The following is a 22,309-nucleotide window of genomic DNA, read 5'->3' as shown; positions in this document are numbered from 1 at the left end:
CGGCCTGCGTTCGCCACGCGGGTACGGGCTCACCAGCTTGAACCGAAGACCCCGGCACCTTGCCCTTCCCCAGGGCGGGTGGCGGGGTTTTCGGCTGCCTGCCCGGCTCACGGAGTGGCAGATGCGCCGCTCCGTACTTCCGGGCCGGGCAGTTCCTCGGCTGAGGAGCGCCCGGGACGGGTGAGTGCGGTGGGGCGACGGGTCCACAGGCAGAGCCCCTGGCGGGGTCTGGGGCAGAGCGCCAGGGCCGCCTAGCCGCGTCCGCGGGACCGAGCAGCCCGAGCGATCACCACAACGGCCTTCTCCAACGCGTACTCAGGATCATCGCCTCCGCCCTTGACCCCCGCGTCGGCCTCGGCGACAGCCCTGAGCGCCACCGCGACCCCGTCCGGCGTCCACCCCCGCATCTGCTGCCGCACCCGATCGATCTTCCACGGCGGCATCCCCAGCTCCCGCGCCAGATCGGCCGGCCGGCCGCCCCGGGCGGACGACAGCTTCCCGATGGCCCGCACGCCCTGCGCCAGCGCACTGGTGATCATCACCGGCGCGACACCGGTCGCCAGCGACCAGCGCAACGCCTCCAGCGCCTCCGCCGTACGCCCCTCCACGGCCCGGTCGGCGACCGTGAAGCTGGAGGCCTCCGCCCGGCCGGTGTAGTACCGCCCGACGACCGCCTCGTCGATCGTCCCCTCCACGTCGGCGACGAGCTGGGAGACCGCCGAGGCCAGCTCCCGCAGATCGCTGCCGATGGCATCGCACAGCGTCTGGCACGCCTCGGGCGTGGCCGACCGCCCGAACGAGCGGAACTCGCCCCGCACGAAGGCCAGCCGGTCCGCGGGCTTGGTCATCTTCGGGCAGGCCACCTCCCGCGCTCCCGCCTTGCGCGCGGCGTCCAGCAGTCCCTTGCCCTTGGCCCCGCCCGCGTGCAGCAGCACGAGCGTGATCTCCTCGGCCGGCGCCCCGAGATACGCCTTCACGTCCTTGACCGTGTCGGCGGACAGGTCCTGCGCATTGCGTACGACCACGACTTTCCGCTCGGCGAAGAGCGAAGGACTGGTGAGCTCGGCGAGCGTGCCGGGCTGCAACTGGTCCGGGGTGAGGTCGCGTACGTCCGTGTCGGCGTCGGCGGCCTTGGCGGCGGCCACCACCTCCTGCACGGCACGGTCGAGCAGGAGGTCCTCCTGGCCCACGGCAAGCGTCACCGGGGCGAGAGGGTCGTCATTCGCAGTCTTCCTGGCCATCCCTCAAAGCATCCCATGCACCACTGACAACGAGTCGGCCCGCGCACCCTGAGCGGTCCCCCAACGACCCCCGAGTCCGCTTCGGGGTCACGGCTCCTCCCGCCAGCCGTCCCACTCCCCCGCGAACTCGTCCAGCTCCGCCGGATCCAGCCGCTCGCCCTCGTCCCGCAGGACGATCAGCCACTGCGCGTCCTCGGCATCGTCCTCACCGGCCAGCGCGTCGCGGACGAGCTGCGGCTCCTCGGCCAGGCCGAACCGCTCCCCGAGCGCCTCGGCCGCCTCCTCGGCGGCATCCCGGTCGGGCAGCACCAGCACATGTCTCACATCGCTCACGGCCCCATTCTCCGGCACCCCACGAGCACCGAACCCCCCGGCCAGGGTGCGGGCAGACATGGAGCACGCCCAGGTCAGCCCCTGGGCACGATCTGCACATCGAGGTCGACTCGGATGCTCGGCCCGATGGCCGCGATGCCCCGCGCCAGCATGGACTGCCAGCTGATCGTGAAGTCGTCGCGATGCAGTTCGGTCGTGGCCCGGCAGGCCGCCCGCACCTCGCCGTCCATGCCGTTGCCGAGCCCGAGGTACTCGGTGTCGAGCGTGACCGTGCGGGTCACGCCGTGCAGCGACAGCGCTCCGGTGACCGCCCAACGGCTGCCGCCCTTGTGCACGAACCGGTCGCTGTAGAACTCCAGCGTCGGAAACCGCCGCACGTCCAGGAAGTCCGCCGACCGCAGATGGTCGTCCCGGCTCCGCACCCCCGTGTCGAGGGACGCGGCGTCGATCACCACGTGCATCGCCGACTGCTCCATCCGCTCGGCGATCCGCACCGCCCCGGCGAAGGACTCGAACCGCCCATGGATCCGCGCCAGCCCGATGTGCCGCGCCGTGAAAGCGATCGAGGAGTGGGCGGCCTCGATGTCCCAGTCGCCCGCCGCCGGCGGCTCCGGCGGATGCGCGACCTGGAGCGTCACGTCGCCCAGCGAGGCCAGCGAGCTCTCCCCGACCAACGCGGTGGCCCGGTAGGGCGCATAGCCCTCCGCCGACACCGCGAGGCGGTACTCCCCCGCGGGCAGCATGGTCATGAACGACCCGTAGGGGTCCGTACCACCGGCCACCACCTTGCGCCCCGTGGTGTCGCTGACCGCGAACTCGGCACAGGCGACCGGCTCGTTGACCGGGTCGAGCACACGGCAGCTGAGCACTCCGGCGTCCGGCGGCGTCTGAACCGCCGCCAGAGGACTCGCCCGTTGCATGCGGTTCGTGCGGTTACCCAGCCAGCGGCCGAACATGTACGACACCCCTGTACGCCTCGACATCACCTCTTGCCGAAGATTCATTCGATCACTGATGCGGCTTTCGACGCAAAACGAGAGCACATCGCAGGGATCCAGCGCATGCGCCGGAACTGAGTCGAATTAGGGGCTCAGATTCTGGTTTCGCACAGTCGGCACACGATCCAACGCGATCCCGAACCGCTCCCGGTACACCGCCAGCACCTCCTCGTCCGTCCCCAACACCAGCCGGTACTGCGGCTTGCCGTTCCGTACGACATCCAGGTCCCAGGCTCCGGCCCCGACCGAGCCACCGCCGCGCACCCCGGCCACGTCCGGCCCGGCCTCCACCACCCGGAACACCCCGCCGGGGTCGGCCTGCTCCCCGCGTTCCGCGTACGCGAGCGGGTAGTGGCTGTGCGCCCCGAACCCGACGTCCGCGAGCCAGGTGCCCCCTCCACCGTCCGCGTCCTCAGTCCCTCGTCACCGACACCTTCCCTCCCGGCCCGCCCGTCCCACCGACCGCCAGCCCTCCGTCCCGGTCGGTGCGCAGTACGAGCGCACCGCCCGCCCGGAGCGCGGCCACGGTCGCCGGTGCCGGGTGGCCATAGGGGTTGTCGGCACCGCAGGAGATGAGCGCCACCCGGGGAGCCACGAGCCGTATCAGGTCCGGATCCTGATAGGCGGAGCCATGATGAGCCACCTTCAGCACATCCACTCCGGCCAATTCGACCGCCGCCGGTGACCGCACCAACGCCTGCTGGGCCGGCGGTTCGAGATCACCCAGCAACAGCAGCCGCAGTCCGCCCGTGCGGACCAGCATCGCGACACTGGCGTCGTTCGGATCCTCGGGCTCCGGTACCGGTACCGGACCCGGCCACGCCGAGGCCTGTGGGTCCGCGAGCGGCCCGGTGCTCGGCGGGGGCCACAGGACCCGCCAGGAGACCGGTCCGGTGCGCCGTTCCTCTCCCGCGACGGCCCGCGTGACCGGGATGTGCCGTGCCGCCGCCTCCCTTGTGACGAACGCGGCCTCGTCGGCGGGTTCCTCGAAGCCCGTGGTCTCGATCGCGGCCACCGAACGGCCCCGTAGGACACCGGGCAGTCCCGCCACGTGGTCGGCGTGGAAATGGGTCAGGACGAGGAGCGGGATGCGCGTGATGCCCAGCTGTCGCAGGCAGTGGTCGACCAGGTCCGGATCGGGTCCCGCGTCCACGACCACCCCGGCTCCCTCACCGGTCGCCAGGACGGTCGCGTCGCCCTGTCCGACATCGCACATCGCGAACTTCCAGCCCGGCGGCGGCCAGCCCGTGATCACCCGGGTCAGCGGCGCCGGTCGCACCACCGCCAGCAGAAGCAGCACCCCGAGCAACCCTGACCACCACGGATGCCGTACCAACCGCCGGCAGGCCAGGACGACGGCCACGGCGACCGCCGCGAGCGCCAGCGCCCCCGGCCAGCTGCCCGGCCAGTCCACTCCCGCGCCGGGCAGCGCCGCCCCCGTCCGAGCGACTGCGGCGATCCACCCGGCCGGCCAACTCGCGCACCAGGCCAGCGCCTTGGCCGGCGCCATGGCCGCCGGCGCCGTCACGAGCGCCACGAACCCCAGCACCGTGGCCGGCGCCACCGCCACCTCGGCCAGCAGGTTGCACGGCACCGCCACCAGGCTCACCCGCGCCGACAGCACCGCCGTCACCGGGGCACACACCGCCTGTGCGGCGGCAGCCGCTGCCAGCGCCTCCGCGAGCCTCGGCGGCACCCGGCGCCGACGCAGCGCCTCGCTCCAGCCCGGCGCCAGGACGAGTAGCGCGCCGGTGGCCAGCACGGACAGCAGGAAGCCGTAACTGCGGGCCAGCCACGGGTCGTAGAGCACCAGCAGCAGAACGGCCGTGGCCAGTGCCGGGACCAGGGATCTACGGCGCCCGGTGGCCAGGGCGAGCAGTGCGATCGCGCCACAGGCGGCCGCTCGCAGCACACTGGGGTCGGGTCGGCTCACGACCACGAATCCCAGCGTGAGCACTCCGGCGGCCAGCGCGGTCGCCCGCAGCGAGAGCCCCAGGCGCGGGGCCAGACCACGGCGCTCGGCCCGCTGGGCCAGTCCGGGCGGCCCGATCAGCAGCGCGAGCAGGATGGTGAGGTTGCTGCCGGACACGGCCAGCGTGTGCGTCAGATCCGTCTCCTTGAACGCCTCGTCCAGCTCGGGCGTGATCCGTGAGGTGTCCCCGACGACCAGCCCGGGAAGCAGTGCCCGGGCGTCCCCGGGCAGACCGTCGGTCGCCTCCCGCAGCCCGGCCCTGAGCCGTCCCGCCAGCCGCTGCAGCCCGCTCGGGCCGGCCACGATCCGCGGCCCCGGCCGACCCCGCACCCGCAGCACGGCCGCGGTCCGATCCCCACCGGCCTGCGCGGGCGCCAGCCGCCCGCTCACCCGCAGCCGCGTGGACGGCAACACCCCGAGCCAGGCAGCACGAGCCCCCTGCCCGCCCTGGACAGCACTCCTGTCAGCTGCCGAACTCCCGCTCCGAGCGGTCTTCCGCTTCGGTGCCTGCGCATCGACGACCAGCAGCACCGGAGTCCGCGTCCGTACGCTCGTCCCGTCGCTCCGCTCGACGCGCCGCACCTCCGCCCGGGCCAGCACCGCCACCGGCGCCGCGTGATCGCCACGCACCCGTGGCCGGCTCAGCCAGGGATCACCAGTCACCTCGACCTCGGCCGTCACGGTCGCGTACCGCCGGGCCAGCTCGGGCACCGGTCCTCGCCGTACGTCCGCTCCGTGCAGCCCGGCCGACGCGGCCGCAGCGGCAACGCAGAGCAGCACTGCGGCGATCGAGGCTCTGGCCCACACAAACCGCCCGAGCACCCCGCCGCCTCGCCCCTCCGGTCCGGCCCGTTCAAGCCGTCCGGGCCGTCCGGGCTGCCCGGACCTCCGCACCGACAACAGCACGACCCCGCCCACCAGGCAGACGACCGCGATCCCGGCCGTCCAGACCGCCGGCGTGTCCAGCGTCAGGGCCGCCGTGGCCCAGGCGGCGAGCGCGGGCGGCACCAGGCGCAGGTCCACGGGCCCCGCCCGCTCACCGTGCGCAGGCCCGCGCTCCTCGATCTCGCGGCCCACGGCGCCGCCGGACCCCAGCTCCTCCAGCCCGTCACCTCCGCGCCCGGCACCCGCGCGTCCAACGGTTCTTCCGCGCCCCGACAGCCCGCCGTCGACCACGCCGCTCATGGCCGTACCAGGTTCCGCAGATCGCTGAAGCGGCGGTCGCCGATGCCGTTGACCTCGCGCAGTTCGTCCACCGAGCGGAAACCGCCGTGCTGCGTGCGGTAGTCGACGATGTGCTGAGCGAGCACCGGGCCGACTCCGGGCAGCGTGTCGAGCTGGTCCGCCGTGGCCGTGTTGAGAGAGACAGGCGCCGCGGGGGCCGACCCGGCGGATCCGGAAGCCCGCCCGGCCACCGGGCCGGGTGGAGCCATCGCCCCGGCGGGCCCACCGACGACGACCTGTTCGCCGTCGACCAGGAATCGGGCCCGGTTCAGCCCCTCGATGCTCACGCCCGGACGGACACCACCGGCCGCCCGCAGCGCATCGGCCACGCGGGAACCCGCCGGCAACCGGCAGATCCCCGGTTTGCGGACCTTGCCGCTGACATCCACGACGATCTGTCCACCCGGCGCCGACGAAGCACCCGCACCTGCCCCCGCAACCGCACCGGCCTTGGCTCCGCCGCCGTCTTGCTTCTTGGGGTAAGGCGTCTGCGTCTGCGCGCGCACCACTTGAGGGGCGCTCACGGACTCGGTCCGCCCGGCCCAGAAGTGCTGTACGGCCAACACGGCGGCGACCACGAGCACCACGGCGAGCGCGACGACTCCCCGCCGCTCCACACCGCACCGGGCCTGCAACCACACCGGCATCCGCTCCCGCAACGCCAGCCCGACCCGCTCCCGCCAGCCAGGACCCTCGGGCCCAGGCAGCTCCAACGGGCTTACGGCACTGGCTGGTTCGGGTGCTTCGGCCGTCATCACCATGCGCGCCGACGCCGGCTTGCGCGTCCGCCCGTCAGCCGGCACTGCACTCGGCGGCACGGTGCTCGACGGCATGGCCGGGTCAGGGGCGACGTCCGGTGGAACGGCCGGGTCAGGGTCAACGTCCGGTGGAAGGGTCGGTCCAGGGCCGGCGGCCGGCAGTACGGTCCGGCAGGGCACGGCCGTCGTGGCCGTAGCCGCCCTCGCCGCACTCAGTCCAGGCGCCCGACCCGTGCCCCATGCCGTTGCCGTGTCGGTTGCCCGATGTGTGGGACCCGCGTCCGGCGGTCCGTTCCCCGACTCCCGCCATCGCGCGGCTCGTTCGCCGAAGAGGAGTTCCGCGCGGCGGCGCAGTTCCTCGGCCGGTGCCGGCGGGCGGTGGCGGGTGCGTCGATGGCGGATGCCACGGCGGTGGCGGACACGGCCGTCGGAGGTGGGACCGCGGCCGGGGCCGCTGGTCGGAGTGGCTGTGCGTGAACGTGATCGAAGTGCCATGCGACGAGGATGGAACATCTCGCCGATTCGCGATGATCTTGGTCAAATCCCGGGGATGCCCGCCCGGTTGTGGATAACTCCGCCACCCACACGAGTGAGCGGTCAGCGCGGTGAGACCACCGCGCCGAGCAGCCCGGGACCGGTGTGTGCACCGATCACCGCCCCGACCTCGCTGACATGGAGGTCGGCCAGGCCCGGCACGCGTGCCCGCAGCCGGTCGGCGAGCGCGGCGGCACGGTCGGGAGCGGCCAAGTGGTGGACGGCGATGTCGACTTCGGCGCTGCCCGCCCGCTCGGCGGCGAGCTCTTCCAGACGTGCGATGGCCCTGGACGCCGTACGGACCTTCTCGAGCAGTTCGATGCGGCCGCCGTCCAGTTGGAGCAGGGGTTTGACGGCGAGTGCGGAGCCGAGGAGCGCCTGTGCGGCGCCGATGCGGCCCCCGCGGCGCAGATAGTCGAGGGTGTCGACGTAGAAGTAGGCGGACGTGCCCGCGGCGCGCTTCTCGGCGGCCGTGACGGCTTCGTCCACCGTGCCGCCGGCCTCCGCGGCCTCGGCCGCGGCGAGCGCGCAGAAGCCGAGGGCCATCGCGACCATCCCGGTGTCCACGACCCGTACCGGCACCGGTGCTTCGCGTGCCGCGAGGACCGCCGCGTCGTAGGTGCCGGACAGTTCGGCGGACAGGTGCAGGGAGACGATGCCGCTCGCGCCGGACTCGGCGACCCTGCGGTAGGTTTCCGCGAACACCTCGGGGCTCGGGCGCGAGGTGGTGACGGGGCGTCGTTTCTGCAGGGCCTGGGCCAGCGAGCGGGTCGAGATCTCGGTGCCCTCTTCGAGTGCCTGGTCGCCGAGGACCACGGTCAGGGGTACCGCGGTGATGCCGTGGCGCTCCATCGTCCGCGGCGGCAAGTAGGCCGTTGAATCGGTGACGATCGCGACATGGCGGGACATGAGCTGGAGGTTACCTGCCGTAGCGCTCGCGCGGCAGCCCGGCCCCCATGGTGCGGGCCGGGACCGGCCCTCAGGTGGTGCTCTCGGGCCGGGGCTTCTTCTGCCAGGGGTGGGCGACGCGCGGCGACGGCGGCGTGATCGCCTGGGGAGGCTGCTCCTCGGCCGAGCGGGACGTCCGGGAGCGGGCCTGCTGTCCCATCGGACCGTCGGCAGTCGAGGCGGATGCGCCGGCCCGCCGGCCCGGCTCCGGTGCAGGTCCGGCCGGGGTCCAGTGGCGCAGGGCGTCGGCCTCAAGGTCTATCTGGTCGCTGAGCGTGCCCAGGTCGTCTTCGACGAAGCGGCGCGCCCGGTCGCGGACGGCCCAGCGCAGCGAGTCCGCGGACTTGGTGATGCGTTCGGTGCGGCTGCGCAGTTCGGGCAGGCGAGCGGTGAGCTCGGCCCGGTCCGGCTCGGACTCCAGGCGCCTGAGGTCGGCGTCCAGTTCGTGTCCGTGCGCGCTGAGCCGCTCGAAGAGGCCGAGGGACTCCTTCAGCGACTCGTCGTCGGCCACACCCGTGCGCAGCGCGTCCTGGGTGGCGCGCATCGATGTGCGCAGTGCGAGCCGGAGCTGGGCGATCTCGGCGGCCGGGCCGACCTGGACGAAGGACTTGGCGCGCAAGGTGTGGTCCTCGACCGTGCGGCGGGCCTGCTCGATCGTCCGGTCCACTCCGCGCTTGGCGGCGCCGACCGCCTTGACCGTGGCGTACACGCCCAGGCCGACGAAGAGCAGGAAGAGGACAGCGAACACGGCGATCACGGCTTCCACGACGCTCCTCCTCGGACCGGTGCGGCACACGCCGCTGCGCTCTCCACGGTAAACGCAGCGGGCAGGCCCGGAGTTCCAGAAGAACCCCGAACCTGCCCGTAGGGGACTACCCCGATGCCGGTCGCGGCCGGCGTCCGGTCGTCACTGCGGAACGCGTCCTGTCATCAGGCGGGAACGCGTCCGGTCATCAGGCGGGAACGATGTTCACCAGCTTGGGCGCCCGGACGATCACCTTGCGGATGCCCGCGCCGCCCAGCGCCGCGACGACCTTCTCGTCGGACAGGGCCACCTTCTCCAGCTCCTCCTCGGAGATGGCCGGCGGCACCTCCAGACGGGCCTTGACCTTGCCCTTGATCTGCACGACGCAGGTCACGGTCTCGTCCACGACGTAGTTCGGGTCGGCGACCGGGAAGTCCTGGTGGACGACCGAGTCGGTGTGGCCCAGCTTGCGCCACAGTTCCTCGGCGATGTGCGGGGCCAGCGGGGCCGTCATCAGCACCAGCGGCCCGGCGACCGAGCGCGGCACCGGGCCACCGGCCTTGGTCAGGTGGTTGTTCAGCTCGGTGACCTTGGCGATGGCGGTGTTGAAGCGCAGGCCCTCCAGGTCCTGGCGCACGCCGTCGATGGCCTTGTGCAGGGCACGCAGGGTCTCCTCGTCGGCCTCGGCGTCGGTCACCGTGACCTCACCGGTCGTCTCGTCGACGATGTTGCGCCACAGCCGCTGCAGCAGCCGGAACTGGCCGACCACCGCGCGCGTGTCCCACGGCCGGGAGACGTCCAGCGGGCCCATGGCCATCTCGTACAGGCGCAGGGTGTCGGCGCCGTACTCGGCGCAGATCTCGTCCGGGGTCACCGCGTTCTTCAGCGACTTGCCCATCTTGCCCAGCAGGCGGCTGACCTTCTCGCCCTGGTAGTAGTACGCGCCGTCCCGCTCCTCGACCTCGGCGGCCGGCACCGCGATGCCCCGGCCGTCGCGGTAGACGTAGGCCTGGATCATGCCCTGGTTGAACAGCTTGTGGAACGGCTCGGCCGACGAGACGTGGCCCAGGTCGTACAGGACCTTGGACCAGAAGCGCGCGTACAGCAGGTGCAGCACGGCGTGCTCGGCGCCACCGACGTACAGGTCGACACCACCGTGCGGCCGGCCCTCGCGCGGGCCCATCCAGTACTGCTCGATCTCGGGGTCGACCAGCTGCCGGTCGTTGTGCGGGTCCAGGTAGCGGAACTCGTACCAGCAGGAACCGGCCCAGTTGGGCATGGTGTTGGTCTCGCGGCGGTACTTCTTCGGCCCGTCGCCCAGGTCCAGGGTGACGTAGACCCACTCCTCGTTGCGCGACAGCGGGGTCTCGGGCTGGGTGTTCGCGTCGTCCGGGTCGAAGGTGCGCGGGCTGTAGTCCTCGACCTCGGGCAGCTCCAGCGGCAGCATCGACTCGGGCAGCGGGTGGGCGATGCCGTCCTCGTCGTAGACGATCGGGAAGGGCTCGCCCCAGTAGCGCTGGCGGCTGAACAGCCAGTCGCGCAGGCGGAAGTTGACGGTGCCCTCGCCGATGCCCTTGTCCTGCAGCCACTCGGTGATGCGGGCCTTGGCCTCGGCCACGCCCATGCCGTCCAGGCTGATCTCGTCGTTGGACGAGTTGATGATCTTCGCGTCGTACGACCCGAAGGCGTTCTCCCACGTCGCGGTGTCGGTGCCACGGCCGTCGGTCGGCTCGACGATGCAGTGGATCGGCAGCTCGAAGGCGCGCGCGAACTCGAAGTCGCGCTGGTCGCCGCAGGGTACGGCCATGATCGCGCCGGTGCCGTAGCCCATCAGGACGTAGTCGGCGATGAAGACGGGCACCTGCTCGCCGCTGACCGGGTTGGTGGCGTACGAACCGATGAAGACGCCGGTCTTGTCCTTCGCCTCGGCCTGTCGCTCGACGTCCGACTTCGAGGCGGCCTGCGCGCGGTACGCGGCGACGGCCTCGGCGGGCGTGGCGTGGCCGCCGGTCCACACCTCGTGGGTGCCCTCCGGCCAGGCGGCCGGGGTGAACTTCTCGACCAGCGGGTGCTCGGGCGCCAGCACCATGTAGGAGGCGCCGAACAGGGTATCCGGGCGGGTGGTGAAGACCGTGATCCGCTCGCCGTCGATCGGGAAGTCGACGCGGGCGCCCTCGCTGCGGCCGATCCAGTTGCGCTGCTGCAGCTTGATGGCCTCGGGCCAGTCCAGCTCCTCCAGGTCCTCCAGCAGCCGGTCCGCGTAGGCGGTGATGCGCATGTTCCACTGGCGCAGCTTGGCCTTGAAGACCGGGTAGTTACCGCGCTCGGAGCGACCGTCGGCGGTGACCTCCTCGTTGGCCAGCACCGTGCCCAGGCCCGGGCACCAGTTGACCGGCGCGTCGGAGGCGTAGGCCAGGCGGTACTCGCCCAGGACGTCGGCGCGCTCGCGGGCGCTCAGCTCGCTCCACGCGCGCGTGGTGCCCGGAATCGCCCGCTCACCGGACTCGAACAGCGCGACCAGCTCGGAGATCGGGCGGGCCTTCCTCGCCTCCTCGTCGTACCAGGAGTTGAAGATCTGCAGGAAGATCCACTGGGTCCACTTGTAGTAGTCCGGGTCGATCGTGGCGAAGGACCGGCGCTTGTCGTGGCCCAGGCCCAGCCGGCGCAGCTGGGCCTTCATGTTCTCGATGTTGGCCTCGGTGGACACGCGCGGGTGCGTGCCGGTCTGCACGGCGTACTGCTCGGCGGGCAGGCCGAAGGCGTCGAAGCCCAGGGTGTGCAGGACGTTGTGGCCGGTCATGCGCTGGAACCGGGCGAAGACGTCGGTGGCGATGTAGCCCAGCGGGTGGCCGACGTGCAGGCCCGCACCCGAGGGGTACGGGAACATGTCCATGATGAACTTCTTGGGCTTGGCGACCAGCTCGGAGTCGCCGGCCAGGTCACCCTTGGGGTTCGGCGCCGCGTAGGTGCCGTCGGCGTCCCAGAAGTCCTGCCAGCGTGCCTCGATCTCGGCCGCCGTGGCGGCCGTGTAGCGGTGCGGCGCGGCCTCCGCCGACGTGGCGGCGGCCGCAGCGGGGTTCGTCTCGCTCATGATCCTCAAAGCTCCATCGATCGTCTCTGCCTGCGGCTGCGACATCCAAAGAAACGAAAAATCCCCTCGCACAGGAGGGGACGCCGCGCCGATGCCGACCTCACGGTTCGACCAGGGTCGGTACTGATCAGCGCGGCCCGCTAAGCAGAAGGCGTACGGCACGCATGGCGTTAGGGTACCGCAGGCCCTGAGCGAGCGGCGACGGCCTTGAGCAAGCCGCGACGCGCTTCCGTATCCCCTGTGGACATGCCAGAACCAGGGAGGAAGCTGAACCAAGCTCAACAATTTCTTCGCGTACCGTCCCCTAAGGGACACCCCGCAATCAGATCATCCGTTGATAACGACGGAATAACGCAAACCCCATACTGATCAGTATTGGCGCCACTTAGAGTTCGGCAGCGGGACCGCTTTCCCGAAACTGCTCGGAGTTGCCCCCATGAACCCTCGTCGTAGTAACCGCTCCCTCCCCAAACCGGGCCGTTCGGCCTATGGGGTGGCGTCGGCTGTCGTCCTGCTGCTCATACCCGTGGTCGTGCTGGTCGGAGGCAACCAGTTCCGCGACTTCCTGAACTTCGGCGCGGGCGTGCTGTCCCTGGTCTCGCTCAGCTGCTCGGTGATCTGGGGCCTGTTCGCGCAGGACCGGATCTTCCTGAACACACGGCAGCGGATCGTCGGCCAGGCGGTGCACCGGACCACCGCGGTCGCCTCGATCGCGTTCCTGCTGCTGCACATCACCACGAAGATCGCGCTCGGCCACACACAGCTGATCGCCGCGATCATTCCGTTCTCGCTGGGCGTCACCGGAATCGGCGGCCTGATCGGACTGGGCTCGCTGGCCGGCCTGCTGATGATCTTCGTGGGCATCACCGGCGCCCTGCGCAGCAATTTCGCCACCCCGGCCCCCGTCGCCGCCCGCTGGCGCGCCATGCACATGCTGGCCTACCCGGCCTGGTGCGCGGCGCTGGTCCACGGCCTGTACGCGGGCCGCGCGGCCAAGCCGGTCTTCGTGATCCTCTACAGCCTGTCCCTGCTCGGCGTGATGGGCGCCCTGGCGCTGCGCGCGGCTCCGCGCCCGGTCAAGCGCAAGGTCGCCGACCGGCTGGTGGCACTGTTCGGCAGCTCGGAGCGGCCGGGGCTCGAGGAGCTGGACGCGAGCCGCTCCCGGGTGGCCGAGCCGGCACCGGCGGGCTTCGAGGGCCGACCCGAGCCCCGGGCGGCGGCCGCCCCTGCCGCGCCGCTGTACCAGTCCCCCGTCGCCCCCGCCGCAGAGCCCGCGTCGGGCTTCGCGGCCGCCTACCGCGCCGTCTCCACGCCGCGCCGCTCCCGGCAGCCGTACCCGGATCAGACCGCCCGCATGGACCTGCCGCTGGACCTGCAGGCCACGGAGGCCGTCCCGCGCATGGACGGCCCCTCCGGCGCCGCGGGCAGCTGGCCCATCCCGTCCCCGCCGCCGGTCGGCGAGGCCCCGCCGTCGGCCTACGACCCGCTGCAGGACACCGGACACACCATCCCGGTCTATGGCAATTCAGACGCCTACGGGTACGGCGGCAGTGACATGTACGACAACACTGAGACAAACGGCCTCTATGGCACGTACAACGCCAGTGACACGTACAACGACGGTTCCGCCACCGAAACGCTGCCCGGCATGTCCTACGACACACCGAGTTCGGGCGAACCTTGGAACACGCCGTCCGGAGGCTTTAAGTGAACGAGGCCCTGCCCGACGTACCCGAAGTCCGCGTGGTCGGCCTTCCGCAGCTCACGTCGGGCTTCGACCTTGTGGAACGACTCGACCTGCCCATGCACCTGAAGGTGCACGGACCGCTCGACACGCTCGGCGGCGAGCAGCTCGCGCAGCTCGCCGAACGCATCAATCTCAAGGGCCGCGGCGGCGCGGGCTTCCCGTTCCACAAGAAGCTGCGCTCGGTCGCCGAGTCGGCGATCAAGCGCGGGGTGCGGCCGGTCGTCGTCGTCAACGGCAGCGAGGACGAACCGGCCTGCCGCAAGGACACGGTGCTGATCAACCGCGCCCCGCACCTGATCCTGGACGGCGCGCTGCTGTGCGCGGAGGCGCTCGGCGCGCGGACACTCGTGATCGGTGTCACGCGCGAGTCCACGCAGCGCTCCATGGAGGCCGCACTCGCCGAACGCGGGCTGAGCAACAGCCGTAGATCGGCGCTCCGCGCGTGGGTGCAGCGCAATCCGGTGCGCATGGTCACCGGCGCCGCCGCCTCCCTGATCCGCTCGATCGACGGCGGCCCGGCGATCCCGCCCGGCCGCAAGATCAGCGCCTCCCAGAGCGGCGTCGGCGGCGCGCCCACCCTGCTGTCGAACGCGGAGACGTTCGCGCAGCTGGCCATCGCCGCCCGCATCGGCCCCGAGCGCTACGGCAACACCGGCCTGTACGACGAGCCGGGCACCGTCATGCTCACCGTCTCCGGCGCGGTCGCCCGCCCGATGGTGATCGAGGTCCCCACCGGCGTGCCGCTGCGGTACGTGCTGCAGCTGGCGGGCGCCCCGCCGGTGCCGCAGGGCGTGCTGACCGGCGGCTACCACGGCAAGTGGATCGACGCGGCGACCGTCAACGAGGCGATCGTCTCCCGGAACTCGCTGGACGCGGTGGGCGGTTCGCTGGGCGCGGGCGCGATCCTGCCGATCAGCCAGGAGACCTGCCCGCTGGGCGAGTCGCTGCGGGTGGCGCAGTGGCTGGCCGAGGAGAGCGCCGGCCAGTGCGGCCCCTGCTACCTCGGACTGCCCGCGGCCGCGCGCGGCATGGAGGACATCCTCAACGGCGGCGGACCGGCCGCCCTGGAGGCGCTGAAGCAGGTCGCGAAGAACGTGAAGCGGCGCGGCGCGTGTTCGCATCCGGACGGCTCGGCGATGTTCCTGGAGTCGACCATCAAGGCGTTCACCGACGACCTGGCCGCACATGTCCTCGGAAACGGCTGCGGACGGCCCGTGGAGGGCGTTCTGCCGCTCTTCGAGGGGGGCAGGGCCGCTACGGGCATCCTGGGCGGCGAAGGGCCCGAGGAGACCGGCGCCAGCCGCCAGAAGATCTACGTCGACTGGACGCTGTGCCGGGGCCACGGACTGTGCGCCGACATCCTCCCCGAGGTGTTCGAACTCGGCGCCGACGGTTTCCCGACCGTCGCCCAGGCGCAGGTGCCGCGGTACGCGGAGGCGAAGGCGTTGCGCGCGGTGCGCCGCTGCCCGGCGCTCGCCCTGCGCCTGGAGGAGGACACGCGCGGGCAGGCGCCGTCCCGCAATCTGCCGGTCGTCTCCCAGGGCCGCGGCCGGCGCGCGCTCGGCCGCTGAGCACGCTGAGCACACGGGAGGGGCGGGTCACCCGAGCCGGGTGACCCGCCCCTCCGTTCAGCCACGCGTTTCCCCAACACGCCGAAGGCGGACCATCTTTCGGATGATCCGCCTTCGAATTCTGTGGAGCTAAGGAGAATTGAACTCCTGACCTCCTGCATGCCATGCAGGCGCTCTACCAACTGAGCTATAGCCCCTCGTTTTCTTGTTTCGCCCGGTTCCCCCGGCGACGTCGTAAACATTACAGGCCCGCGGACGCAGCGCCAAATCGGTTTCGCGTTCATCCCGACGTGTCCACTAATGTCGGATTTAGTGACCAGGCCTGACCACCCGCGCGGGACGGGCACGGGACGGGCGCGGGGCTGGGGCCGGCCTCGGTCGTCAAGCCGGGTTTGCGGCACGCGTGCGTACGTGTGTTCTGGCGCGCGTGCGCGGCGTACTGCCGGCGGAGTTGAACGGGCAGCGGGACCGGGCGGCCCGAACTGCACCAGCAAGTCGTGGAATTGCCGCTCTCGGCCCGTTACGAGGGAGTCGGCGCCCTGTTCCTCGTACTCGCTTGGACATCGTTGCCGCGGCGCGTGGGCGGTGCGGCGCGCGTCAAGCCGTCACGAAGGAGTAGAACCGCTTGAGTGTGCAGTGCTCTTCCAGGAGACGGCCGTAGATCGGCTCGCCCTCCAATTCGCGGTACGTCTCGATCGGGTCGCCCTTTATGATCAGCGCCCGCGCGCATTCCTCACACCAGTACTGGTAATCGGGGTTGATCGGCTCCATGTCACGGACGATCGGGGTACCGCTCCCGCACCAGTCGCACTTTCGCCTGTGTGCACCCATCGATCAGCTCCAGCTGTGGCCGCAGGCCGTGCACACGTAGGAGATTCCACCGTTGTCGCCGAGAACTTGGGCGACATGCGCGGAACCGCAGGAAGGGCAGCTCAGCCGGGTGGTCGTGCCCCGTATCAACGCCGCACCGAGGAGGTGGCCGACCTCCTCGAGGATGCTCGCAGGCATCGCTACTCCCTCCCGTCGGGCCACGCCCCCTTCCGGCCGTTTGATTCTGCCACGGCCGGAGCAATACGGTCAGCGACGCCTCAGTACCAGTCCGGACACGGCTCCCGTCGCGGCCGTTCCGGCCAGCGCCCAGGCACACCGAGAACGCCTCCGCAGAGGTATACGAGCGCAAAGCCCCCAGCGACTCAAGCCGGTTCGGGAACAGTGTGCCGAATGACGCACACCGATCAGCTGACCTGGCTGGGTGACCTCGTCATCAAGCCGCTGACGTCCGCCGCGTCGTCGGGCCACCGTGGCGAGCGCACCGGTGAGCGTCGAGCTGACGGTCGTGAAGGCGGCGGCGGCTGGGGCGAAGCTCAGGCCGGGTGACCTCGCAGTCGCTGTCCATCGGCGAGATGCCCGAGTGCCGGACCGTGATCTACGCCCCGGAGGACGTCCACCGCTGGAATGCAGAAAATCCCGCCCCCTGACGGGGACGGGACCTTCATCACCGATCTTCGACAACTCAACGGAGTGTCGATCAGTGGAGCTAAGGAGAATTGAACTCCTGACCTCCTGCATGCCATGCAGGCGCTCTACCAACTGAGCTATAGCCCCTCGCGTTCTTCCCGCTCGGCGGGGCGAACAAGAAGAACTCTAGCCTGTGACCTGCCAGAAAGTGAAATCCGGGGTCCGGGGGCGCGCTGGGCTCAGTCGTCGTCGCCGAGGACGGGCTCCGGCAAGGTGCCGGCGTTGTGTTCCAGCAGGCGCCAGCCGCGGGCGCCCTCGCCGAGCACGGACCAGCAGCAGTTGGAGAGGCCGCCGAGGCTCTCCCAGTGCCGGGCCTCCAGGCCGAGGAGCCGGCCGATGGTGGTGCGGATGGTGCCGCCGTGGCTGACGACGACGAGGGTGCCGTCCTCGGGCAGCTTCTCGGCGTGCCGCAGTACGACGGGGGCGGCACGGTCGGCGACCTCGGTCTCCAGTTCGCCGCCGCCCCGGCGGACCGCCTCGCCGCGCTTCCACGCGGCGTACTGCTCGCCGTAGCGGGTGATGATCTCCTCGTGCGTCAGCCCCTGCCAGACGCCCGCGTAGGTCTCGCGCAGGGCCTCGTCACGGGTGACGTCGAGGCCGGTGAGGGCGGCCAGCTCGACGGCCGTGTCCGAGGCCCGCTGCAGGTCCGAGGAGACGATCGCGTGGGGCTTCAGGGAGGCCAGCAGCCGGGCGGCGCGGCGGGCCTGGCCGATGCCGGTCTCGGTCAGTGCGACGTCCGTGCTGCCCTGGAAGCGGCGCTCGACGTTCCAGGCGGTCTGGCCGTGCCGCCACAGGATGACGCGGCGGCCGCGGTCCTTGCGGTCGGTGACCTCTCCGGTGGAGCTCATCACCACTCCCCGCCCGGCTCCCGCTCGGCCTCGGCGGCCTGCAGCTTGGCGTGCTCCTCCGCCTTGCCGCGGGTGGCCTTGGCGTCGGCGGGCAGCTCGAGCTCGGGGCAGTCCTTCCACAGCCGCTCCAGGGCGTAGAAGACCCGCTCCTCGCTGTGCTGGACGTGGACGACGATGTCGACGTAGTCGAGCAGAATCCAGCGGGAGTCGCGGTCTCCCTCACGGCGCACCGGCTTGGCGCCGAGTTCCTTCAGCAGGCGCTCCTCGATCTCGTCGACGATGGCCTTGACCTGGCGGTCGTTCGGCGCGGAGGCCAGCAGGAAGGCATCCGTGATCGACAGCACGTCGCTGACGTCGTAGGCGATGACGTCGTGGGCGAGCTTGTCGGCCGCCGCCTGGGCGGCGGTGTTGATGAGCTCAAGAGAACGGTCGGTGGCGGTCACAAGCAAGCTTTCGGTCGGCGGTCACTAGACCTCAAGGGTCTCACGGACCGCCCGGCGCACCCCACGTGATTACGGTGCCACGTGGGGTGCCCGGGACCTGGTCACGAGTTGCCGGGCTGATAGTCCCGGCCGAGGACGACCGAGACGTCGGCGCCCGAGGAGACCGTGCTCTGGGCCACGGAGCCGGCGGGCAGGCCGAGGGTCTTGGCGACCTCCGCGGCATCGGCTTTGTGGGAGGCGTTCGAGTAGACCACCTTGGAGGTGGCCTGGGTGCCGGAGGCGCTGCCGCCTTCGAGGAAGGTGAAGCCGCCGTTGAGCAGCACCACGCGGGCCTTTTCTGTGTCGTCCTTCACACCGGTGGCGTTCTGCACGGAGACACGGACCGCGGAGCCCGTGTCGGGGCTCTTGGCGGTGCCGCCGAGGATGTCCTTCACCACGCTGTCGCTGGTCTTCGCGCTCAGCGTGCCGTCGGGCTGCACGGGCAGCAGGGCGGTCTTGTAGGCGCCGCCCTTGGCGAGGTCGGCGAGCTTGGCGAGGAAGGTGCCGAGGTCCTTGTCGGTGAGCGGCGGGTCGAGGATCTGCGCGAGCGTCTGCACGGTGATCGTGGCCGCCGACGGGTCGGAGGACAGTTTGCGCAGCACACCCTGCATGACCTGGCCGAACCGTTCGAGCTGGGCGTCCTGGGACTCGCCGGGGGCGCGGTAGGTGGCGTAGGCGACGGCCATCTTGCCGCTGAGGGTCTGGCCGCTGCCCTTGTGGACGAGCGGCTCGGCGCCCTTCTTCTTGGTGTCCGGGTCGGGCACGTCGGTGTTGGTGTCGATGTCGATGTTGCCGACCAGGTCGACGAGGTTCTGCAGATAAGGGGTGTCGAGGCGCCAGGTGCCCTGGATGTTGGTGCCGAGGACGGTGCCGAGCTGGTCCCGGGTGCCGGAGGAGCCGTCGTCATCCACCGACTTGGCGAGGGTCGTGGTGGAGCCGTCGTCGGCGCTCAGATCCAGGGAGTTGGGCAGCAGCACGGTGCTGCCCTGCTTGGTGGTGGTGTTGTCGACCAGCAGCGCCGTGGAGGTGCCGCCCTTGCCGGTGTTGTGCAGGTGGACGACGATCACGTCGCGTTTCTGGGCGCCGACCGCCGTACCCGCTCCGGGCTTGGAGCCGGAGGAGGACAGGCCGGGCAGCTTTCCGGCGTACCAGAGGTAGCCGACGCCGCCGACGGCGACCAGGGCGAGGACGACGAGCAGGGCGATGATCCGGCTCCGGGCGCGGCGCCGGGCCTCCTCGCGGCGCTCGGTGCGGTTCTCGGTGAAGTTCAGCCAGTCGATGACGTCCTCGGAGTTGCCGTCCGGCTCCTCGACGAACGCGAACTGCTCGGTGTGGTAGTCCCGTTCGTCCTCATCCCGCCGCTCCTCTGGCCGTGCCGGGGCGTACGGTCCCTCCACCGGGCCGGCCTGCTGCGGGATGTAGGCGGTCTGCTCGGTGACCCGGGGCTGCTGCCCGCTGCTCGCGGCCTGCCCGTAGGGGTCGTAACCGGCGGTGTGCTGGGGGCCGGTGGCGTACGGGTCGTACGGGGCCTGGGCGCCGTAGGGGTCGTAGCCGGGTGCGGGCCGGCCGGAGTCGTAGGGGGGCACCGGCGGCTGCTGGCCGGTGGCGTAGGGGTCGTAGCCGTAGCCCTGCTGCTGGGCGTACGGGTCGTAGGTGGCCTGCTGGGCCTGTGGAGCCTGCTGTGCCGGGATCTGCCGGTACACGGGCTGGCCGTGCTCGTCGTAGCCGACGAGTTCGTACGGGCCTGCGCCGTAGCCGGCGTCACCCACGTCGTATCGGTTGTTCACCGGTGCCCCTCTCGGCTCACTCGCCGCGGTACAGCTCGCGCTTGTCGATGTAGCGCACGACTCCGTCCGGCACCATGTACCAGATGGGGTCTCCCTTGGCGACTCTCGCACGGCAGTCTGTGGAGGAGATGGCGAGCGCCGGAACCTCTACCAGCGAGACGCCGCCCTCCGGCAGACCCGGATCGGTCAGATGATGGCCGGGCCGCGTGACGCCGATGAAATGGGCGAGGGAGAACAGTTCCTCGCTGTCCCGCCAGGTCAGCAGTTGGGCGAGGGCGTCGGCGCCGGTGATGAAGAACAGGTCGGTGTCGGGGTTGAGGGCGCGCAGGTCGCGCAGGGTGTCCACGGTGTAGGTGGGACCGCCGCGGTCGATGTCGATGCGGCTGACGGAGAACTGCGGGTTCTCGGCGGTCGCGATGACCGTCATCAGATAGCGGTCCTCGGCCGGGGAGACCTTGCGGTGGGTCTTCTGCCACGGCTGCCCGGTGGGCACGAACACCACCTCGTCGAGGTGGAACTGCGCGGCGACCTCGCTGGCCGCCACCAGGTGCCCGTGGTGGATCGGGTCGAACGTACCGCCCATGACGCCCAGGCGACGCTTGCCCGTGTGGTCGGGGCTCTGGCCCGGCCGGTACTCCGGGTGGTTCACCGTGTCGTCGGCGCTCTCGTACGCCGGACCGGTAGGCATGTCCTGCTCTCCCATGCGTGCAGACCCTACCGGCCCGGCCTCGGGCGTCCGGCCGGGGACGGGGTCCGGCTCAGCGGTCGCGGTTGAAGCGGGTGGTGATCCACAGCAGGAGCAGCAGGATGGCGAGGGCCGAGCCGCCGGTGACGGCGGGGTTGAGGCTGTTGTGGTGGCCGCCCTCGGCTTCGGCGAGGGTGACCAAGTGGGCTGCGGTGCTGTGAAGGCTCATCTTCGGCAGGACCTAACGCGTGTGGGCGGGATAAAGATGTCGGCTCATCGTAAGCGGGCGGCCCTGCGGCGATCACGCCGACTCCGCCGTTGGGGACGGCAGCCGGCATGAGGCCGCCCGCGACGGGGACTTCCCGCCGCCGGCCGGCGAGACGCTGCCCGGGATCTTCCGCCGTCGCGCGGCGGGGAACTTTCGCCGGCCGTCAGTCGTCTTTCCGCTTGTAGCCGCGCAGCAGGAACCAGGCGGTCAGTGCACAGCCCAGGACCATGACGATCAGGATGATCCGGAGCAGATTCCCCGCCCCGTGCTGCTGGACGGCGCTCGCGGCGGCCTCGGTCAGCCAGGCGGCTGCGGGGTGATGCTCCATGCGTGGACTCCTTCGGCTGTACTGCCCGTCCACGGTATCTCCGCCTAGGCTGGGCTCCGCCTCGGGGGCACAGTGGCACTCACACGTACATGGGGGACGACATGTCCGACGACGGCCAGCAGGACACGGGGCACGAGCGCGTGCCGAGCAGGCAGCGCAGGCGGTTCCCGGGGATCTCCTCGCGTGCCTACGAGCATCCGGCCGACCGCTCCGCCCTGGTCGCGCTGCGCAAGCTGAGCGGATTCGACACCGTCTTCAAGGCGCTCAGCGGGCTGCTGCCCGAGCGGAGCCTGAGACTGCTGTTCCTGTCCGATTCGGTGCGCGTCTCCGAGCGGCAGTTCCAGCATCTGCACGACATGCTGCTGGACGCCTGTTACATCCTGGACCTGGAGAAGGTCCCGCCGATGTACGTCACGCAGGATCCGCAGCCGAACGCGATGTGCATCGGCCTGGACGAGCCGATCATCGTCGTCACCACGGGGCTGGTGGAACTCCTCGACGAGGAGGAGATGCGGGCGGTCGTCGGACACGAGGTCGGACACGCGCTGTCCGGGCACTCGGTGTACCGCACGATCCTGCTGTTCCTGACCAGCCTCGCGGTGAAGGTGGCCTGGATCCCGCTGGGCAACCTCGCGATCATGGCGATCATCACGGCGCTCAGGGAGTGGTTCCGCAAGTCGGAGCTGTCCGCGGACCGGGCGGGGCTGCTGGTGGGGCAGGACCTGCAGGCCTCGATGCGCGGCCTGATGAAGATCGCGGGCGGCAATCATCTGCACGAGATGAACGTGGACGCGTTCCTGGAGCAGGCCGAGGAGTACGACTCCGGGGGCGATCTGCGCGACTCGGTGCTGAAGATCCTGAACGTGCTGCCCCGCTCGCATCCGTTCACCACCGTGCGAGCGGCGGAGCTGAAGAAGTGGGCCGAGTCCCGGGACTTCCAGCGGATGATGGACGGCCACTACCCGCGGCGCGACGAGGACAAGGACGCCTCTGTCAGCGACTCCTTCCGTGAGTCGGCGGCCAGCTACGCAAGCGATGTGAAGGCCTCCAAGGACCCGCTGATGAAGCTGGTCACCGATCTCGCGGGCGGCGCGGGCGATCTGGGCGGCCGGGTCCGCCGCGGCTTCGACGGCTTCCGCACCCCGCCCCCGCCGAAGGAGGGCCCGACGGACGCTCCGCGGGACGAGGAGTAGGGCGCGGCAAACCCCACGGCGACGTCATCCCTCCGCAA

General features: G+C 71.1%; 19 protein-coding genes, 2 tRNA genes and 2 pseudogenes. 3 read left to right on the top strand and 20 right to left on the bottom strand.

Annotated features, from left to right (window positions below; translation table 11 throughout):
* Window positions 1-251: 251 nt before the first annotated feature.
* The 9 genes and pseudogenes from holA to leuS form a co-directional block, all read right to left on the bottom strand.
* Window positions 252-1,241 carry a DNA polymerase III subunit delta gene (gene holA / locus AB5L52_RS29560; RefSeq protein WP_351020370.1) on the bottom strand — a complete coding sequence of 330 codons (990 nt, stop codon included), beginning with the start codon at window positions 1,239-1,241 and terminating at the stop codon, window positions 252-254.
* Between the two features lie 87 nt (window positions 1,242-1,328).
* Window positions 1,329-1,574, bottom strand: a complete 246-nt coding sequence (locus AB5L52_RS29555) for a hypothetical protein (RefSeq protein WP_351020368.1) — start codon at window positions 1,572-1,574, stop codon at window positions 1,329-1,331.
* A 74-nt stretch (window positions 1,575-1,648) separates the two neighbouring features.
* A complete protein-coding gene (locus AB5L52_RS29550; RefSeq protein WP_369368994.1) occupies window positions 1,649-2,530 on the bottom strand; it encodes a YceI family protein in 882 nt (293 codons plus the stop codon).
* A gap of 126 nt (window positions 2,531-2,656) precedes the next feature.
* A pseudogene (locus tag AB5L52_RS29545) lies at window positions 2,657-2,988 on the bottom strand (arylamine N-acetyltransferase); the annotation flags it as partial.
* Window positions 2,985-5,729 carry a ComEC/Rec2 family competence protein gene (locus AB5L52_RS29540; protein WP_369367156.1) on the bottom strand — a complete coding sequence of 915 codons (2,745 nt, stop codon included), beginning with the start codon at window positions 5,727-5,729 and terminating at the stop codon, window positions 2,985-2,987. The pseudogene AB5L52_RS29545 and the gene AB5L52_RS29540, both read right to left, overlap by 4 nt.
* Entirely contained in the window at window positions 5,726-7,021 is a 1,296-nt protein-coding gene (locus AB5L52_RS29535; RefSeq protein ID WP_369367155.1) for a helix-hairpin-helix domain-containing protein, read from the bottom strand. The genes AB5L52_RS29540 and AB5L52_RS29535 overlap by 4 nt, the downstream gene beginning before the upstream one ends.
* 102 nt (window positions 7,022-7,123) lie before the next feature.
* On the bottom strand, window positions 7,124-7,969 hold the full coding sequence (locus AB5L52_RS29530; RefSeq protein WP_351020362.1) for a DegV family protein: 846 nt from the start codon (window positions 7,967-7,969) through the stop codon (window positions 7,124-7,126).
* 70 nt (window positions 7,970-8,039) lie between these two features.
* Window positions 8,040-8,774, bottom strand: coding sequence for a hypothetical protein (locus AB5L52_RS29525; RefSeq protein ID WP_369367154.1), 735 nt, complete (start codon window positions 8,772-8,774; stop codon window positions 8,040-8,042).
* A 187-nt stretch (window positions 8,775-8,961) separates the two neighbouring features.
* Complete coding sequence (gene leuS / locus AB5L52_RS29520) at window positions 8,962-11,844, bottom strand: leucine--tRNA ligase (RefSeq protein WP_369367153.1); 2,883 nt, start codon at window positions 11,842-11,844, stop codon at window positions 8,962-8,964.
* Window positions 11,845-12,280: 436 nt separating this feature from the next.
* Here leuS and AB5L52_RS29515 point away from each other — a divergent pair, with 436 nt between their 5' ends.
* The gene (locus AB5L52_RS29515; protein WP_369367152.1) at window positions 12,281-13,555 is read left to right on the top strand and encodes a cytochrome b/b6 domain-containing protein; all 1,275 of its coding nucleotides are present in this window, start codon (window positions 12,281-12,283) and stop codon (window positions 13,553-13,555) included.
* On the top strand, window positions 13,552-15,162 hold the full coding sequence (locus AB5L52_RS29510; protein WP_351020354.1) for an NADH-ubiquinone oxidoreductase-F iron-sulfur binding region domain-containing protein: 1,611 nt from the start codon (window positions 13,552-13,554) through the stop codon (window positions 15,160-15,162). Before AB5L52_RS29515 ends, AB5L52_RS29510 begins: the two co-directional genes overlap by 4 nt.
* A 124-nt stretch (window positions 15,163-15,286) precedes the next feature.
* On the opposite strand, the gene AB5L52_RS29505 is transcribed toward AB5L52_RS29510, so the two are convergent.
* The 11 genes and pseudogenes from AB5L52_RS29505 to AB5L52_RS29455 form a co-directional block, all read right to left on the bottom strand.
* Window positions 15,287-15,359 (bottom strand) — tRNA-Ala (locus AB5L52_RS29505).
* 400 nt (window positions 15,360-15,759) lie between these two features.
* Window positions 15,760-15,993 (bottom strand): hypothetical protein, encoded by a 234-nt coding sequence (locus AB5L52_RS29500; protein WP_006136074.1) that lies wholly within the window; start codon window positions 15,991-15,993, stop codon window positions 15,760-15,762.
* Between the two features lie 3 nt (window positions 15,994-15,996).
* Entirely contained in the window at window positions 15,997-16,170 is a 174-nt protein-coding gene (locus AB5L52_RS29495; protein ID WP_351020352.1) for a hypothetical protein, read from the bottom strand.
* A 69-nt stretch (window positions 16,171-16,239) separates the two neighbouring features.
* Window positions 16,240-16,485, bottom strand: a pseudogene (locus tag AB5L52_RS29490) (MFS transporter); the annotation flags it as partial.
* 209 nt (window positions 16,486-16,694) lie between these two features.
* A tRNA-Ala gene (locus tag AB5L52_RS29485) sits at window positions 16,695-16,767 on the bottom strand.
* A 92-nt stretch (window positions 16,768-16,859) separates the two neighbouring features.
* Window positions 16,860-17,528, bottom strand: a complete 669-nt coding sequence (locus AB5L52_RS29480; RefSeq protein ID WP_369367151.1) for a histidine phosphatase family protein — start codon at window positions 17,526-17,528, stop codon at window positions 16,860-16,862.
* Window positions 17,528-17,971: a ribosome silencing factor gene (gene rsfS, locus AB5L52_RS29475; RefSeq protein WP_351020346.1), complete on the bottom strand. Its 444-nt coding sequence runs from the start codon at window positions 17,969-17,971 to the stop codon at window positions 17,528-17,530. Before rsfS ends, AB5L52_RS29480 begins: the two co-directional genes overlap by 1 nt.
* A 101-nt stretch (window positions 17,972-18,072) precedes the next feature.
* Complete coding sequence (locus AB5L52_RS29470) at window positions 18,073-19,797, bottom strand: LCP family protein (protein WP_369367150.1); 1,725 nt, start codon at window positions 19,795-19,797, stop codon at window positions 18,073-18,075.
* Between the two features lie 16 nt (window positions 19,798-19,813).
* A complete protein-coding gene (nadD, locus tag AB5L52_RS29465; protein WP_351020342.1) occupies window positions 19,814-20,500 on the bottom strand; it encodes a nicotinate-nucleotide adenylyltransferase in 687 nt (228 codons plus the stop codon).
* 55 nt (window positions 20,501-20,555) lie between these two features.
* Window positions 20,556-20,711, bottom strand: coding sequence for a hypothetical protein (locus tag AB5L52_RS29460; protein ID WP_351020340.1), 156 nt, complete (start codon window positions 20,709-20,711; stop codon window positions 20,556-20,558).
* 202 nt (window positions 20,712-20,913) lie between these two features.
* Window positions 20,914-21,078: a hypothetical protein gene (locus AB5L52_RS29455; RefSeq protein WP_351020338.1), complete on the bottom strand. Its 165-nt coding sequence runs from the start codon at window positions 21,076-21,078 to the stop codon at window positions 20,914-20,916.
* A gap of 101 nt (window positions 21,079-21,179) precedes the next feature.
* Here AB5L52_RS29455 and AB5L52_RS29450 point away from each other — a divergent pair, with 101 nt between their 5' ends.
* Window positions 21,180-22,271 (top strand): M48 family metallopeptidase, encoded by a 1,092-nt coding sequence (locus tag AB5L52_RS29450; protein WP_351020336.1) that lies wholly within the window; start codon window positions 21,180-21,182, stop codon window positions 22,269-22,271.
* Window positions 22,272-22,309 lie beyond the last annotated feature (38 nt).

This window comes from Streptomyces sp. CG4, from assembly GCF_041080655.1.
Lineage (GTDB): Bacteria > Actinomycetota > Actinomycetes > Streptomycetales > Streptomycetaceae > Streptomyces.
Note: the sequence above shows the minus strand (reverse complement) of the source record. Positions and strands in the feature narration are given on the sequence as shown.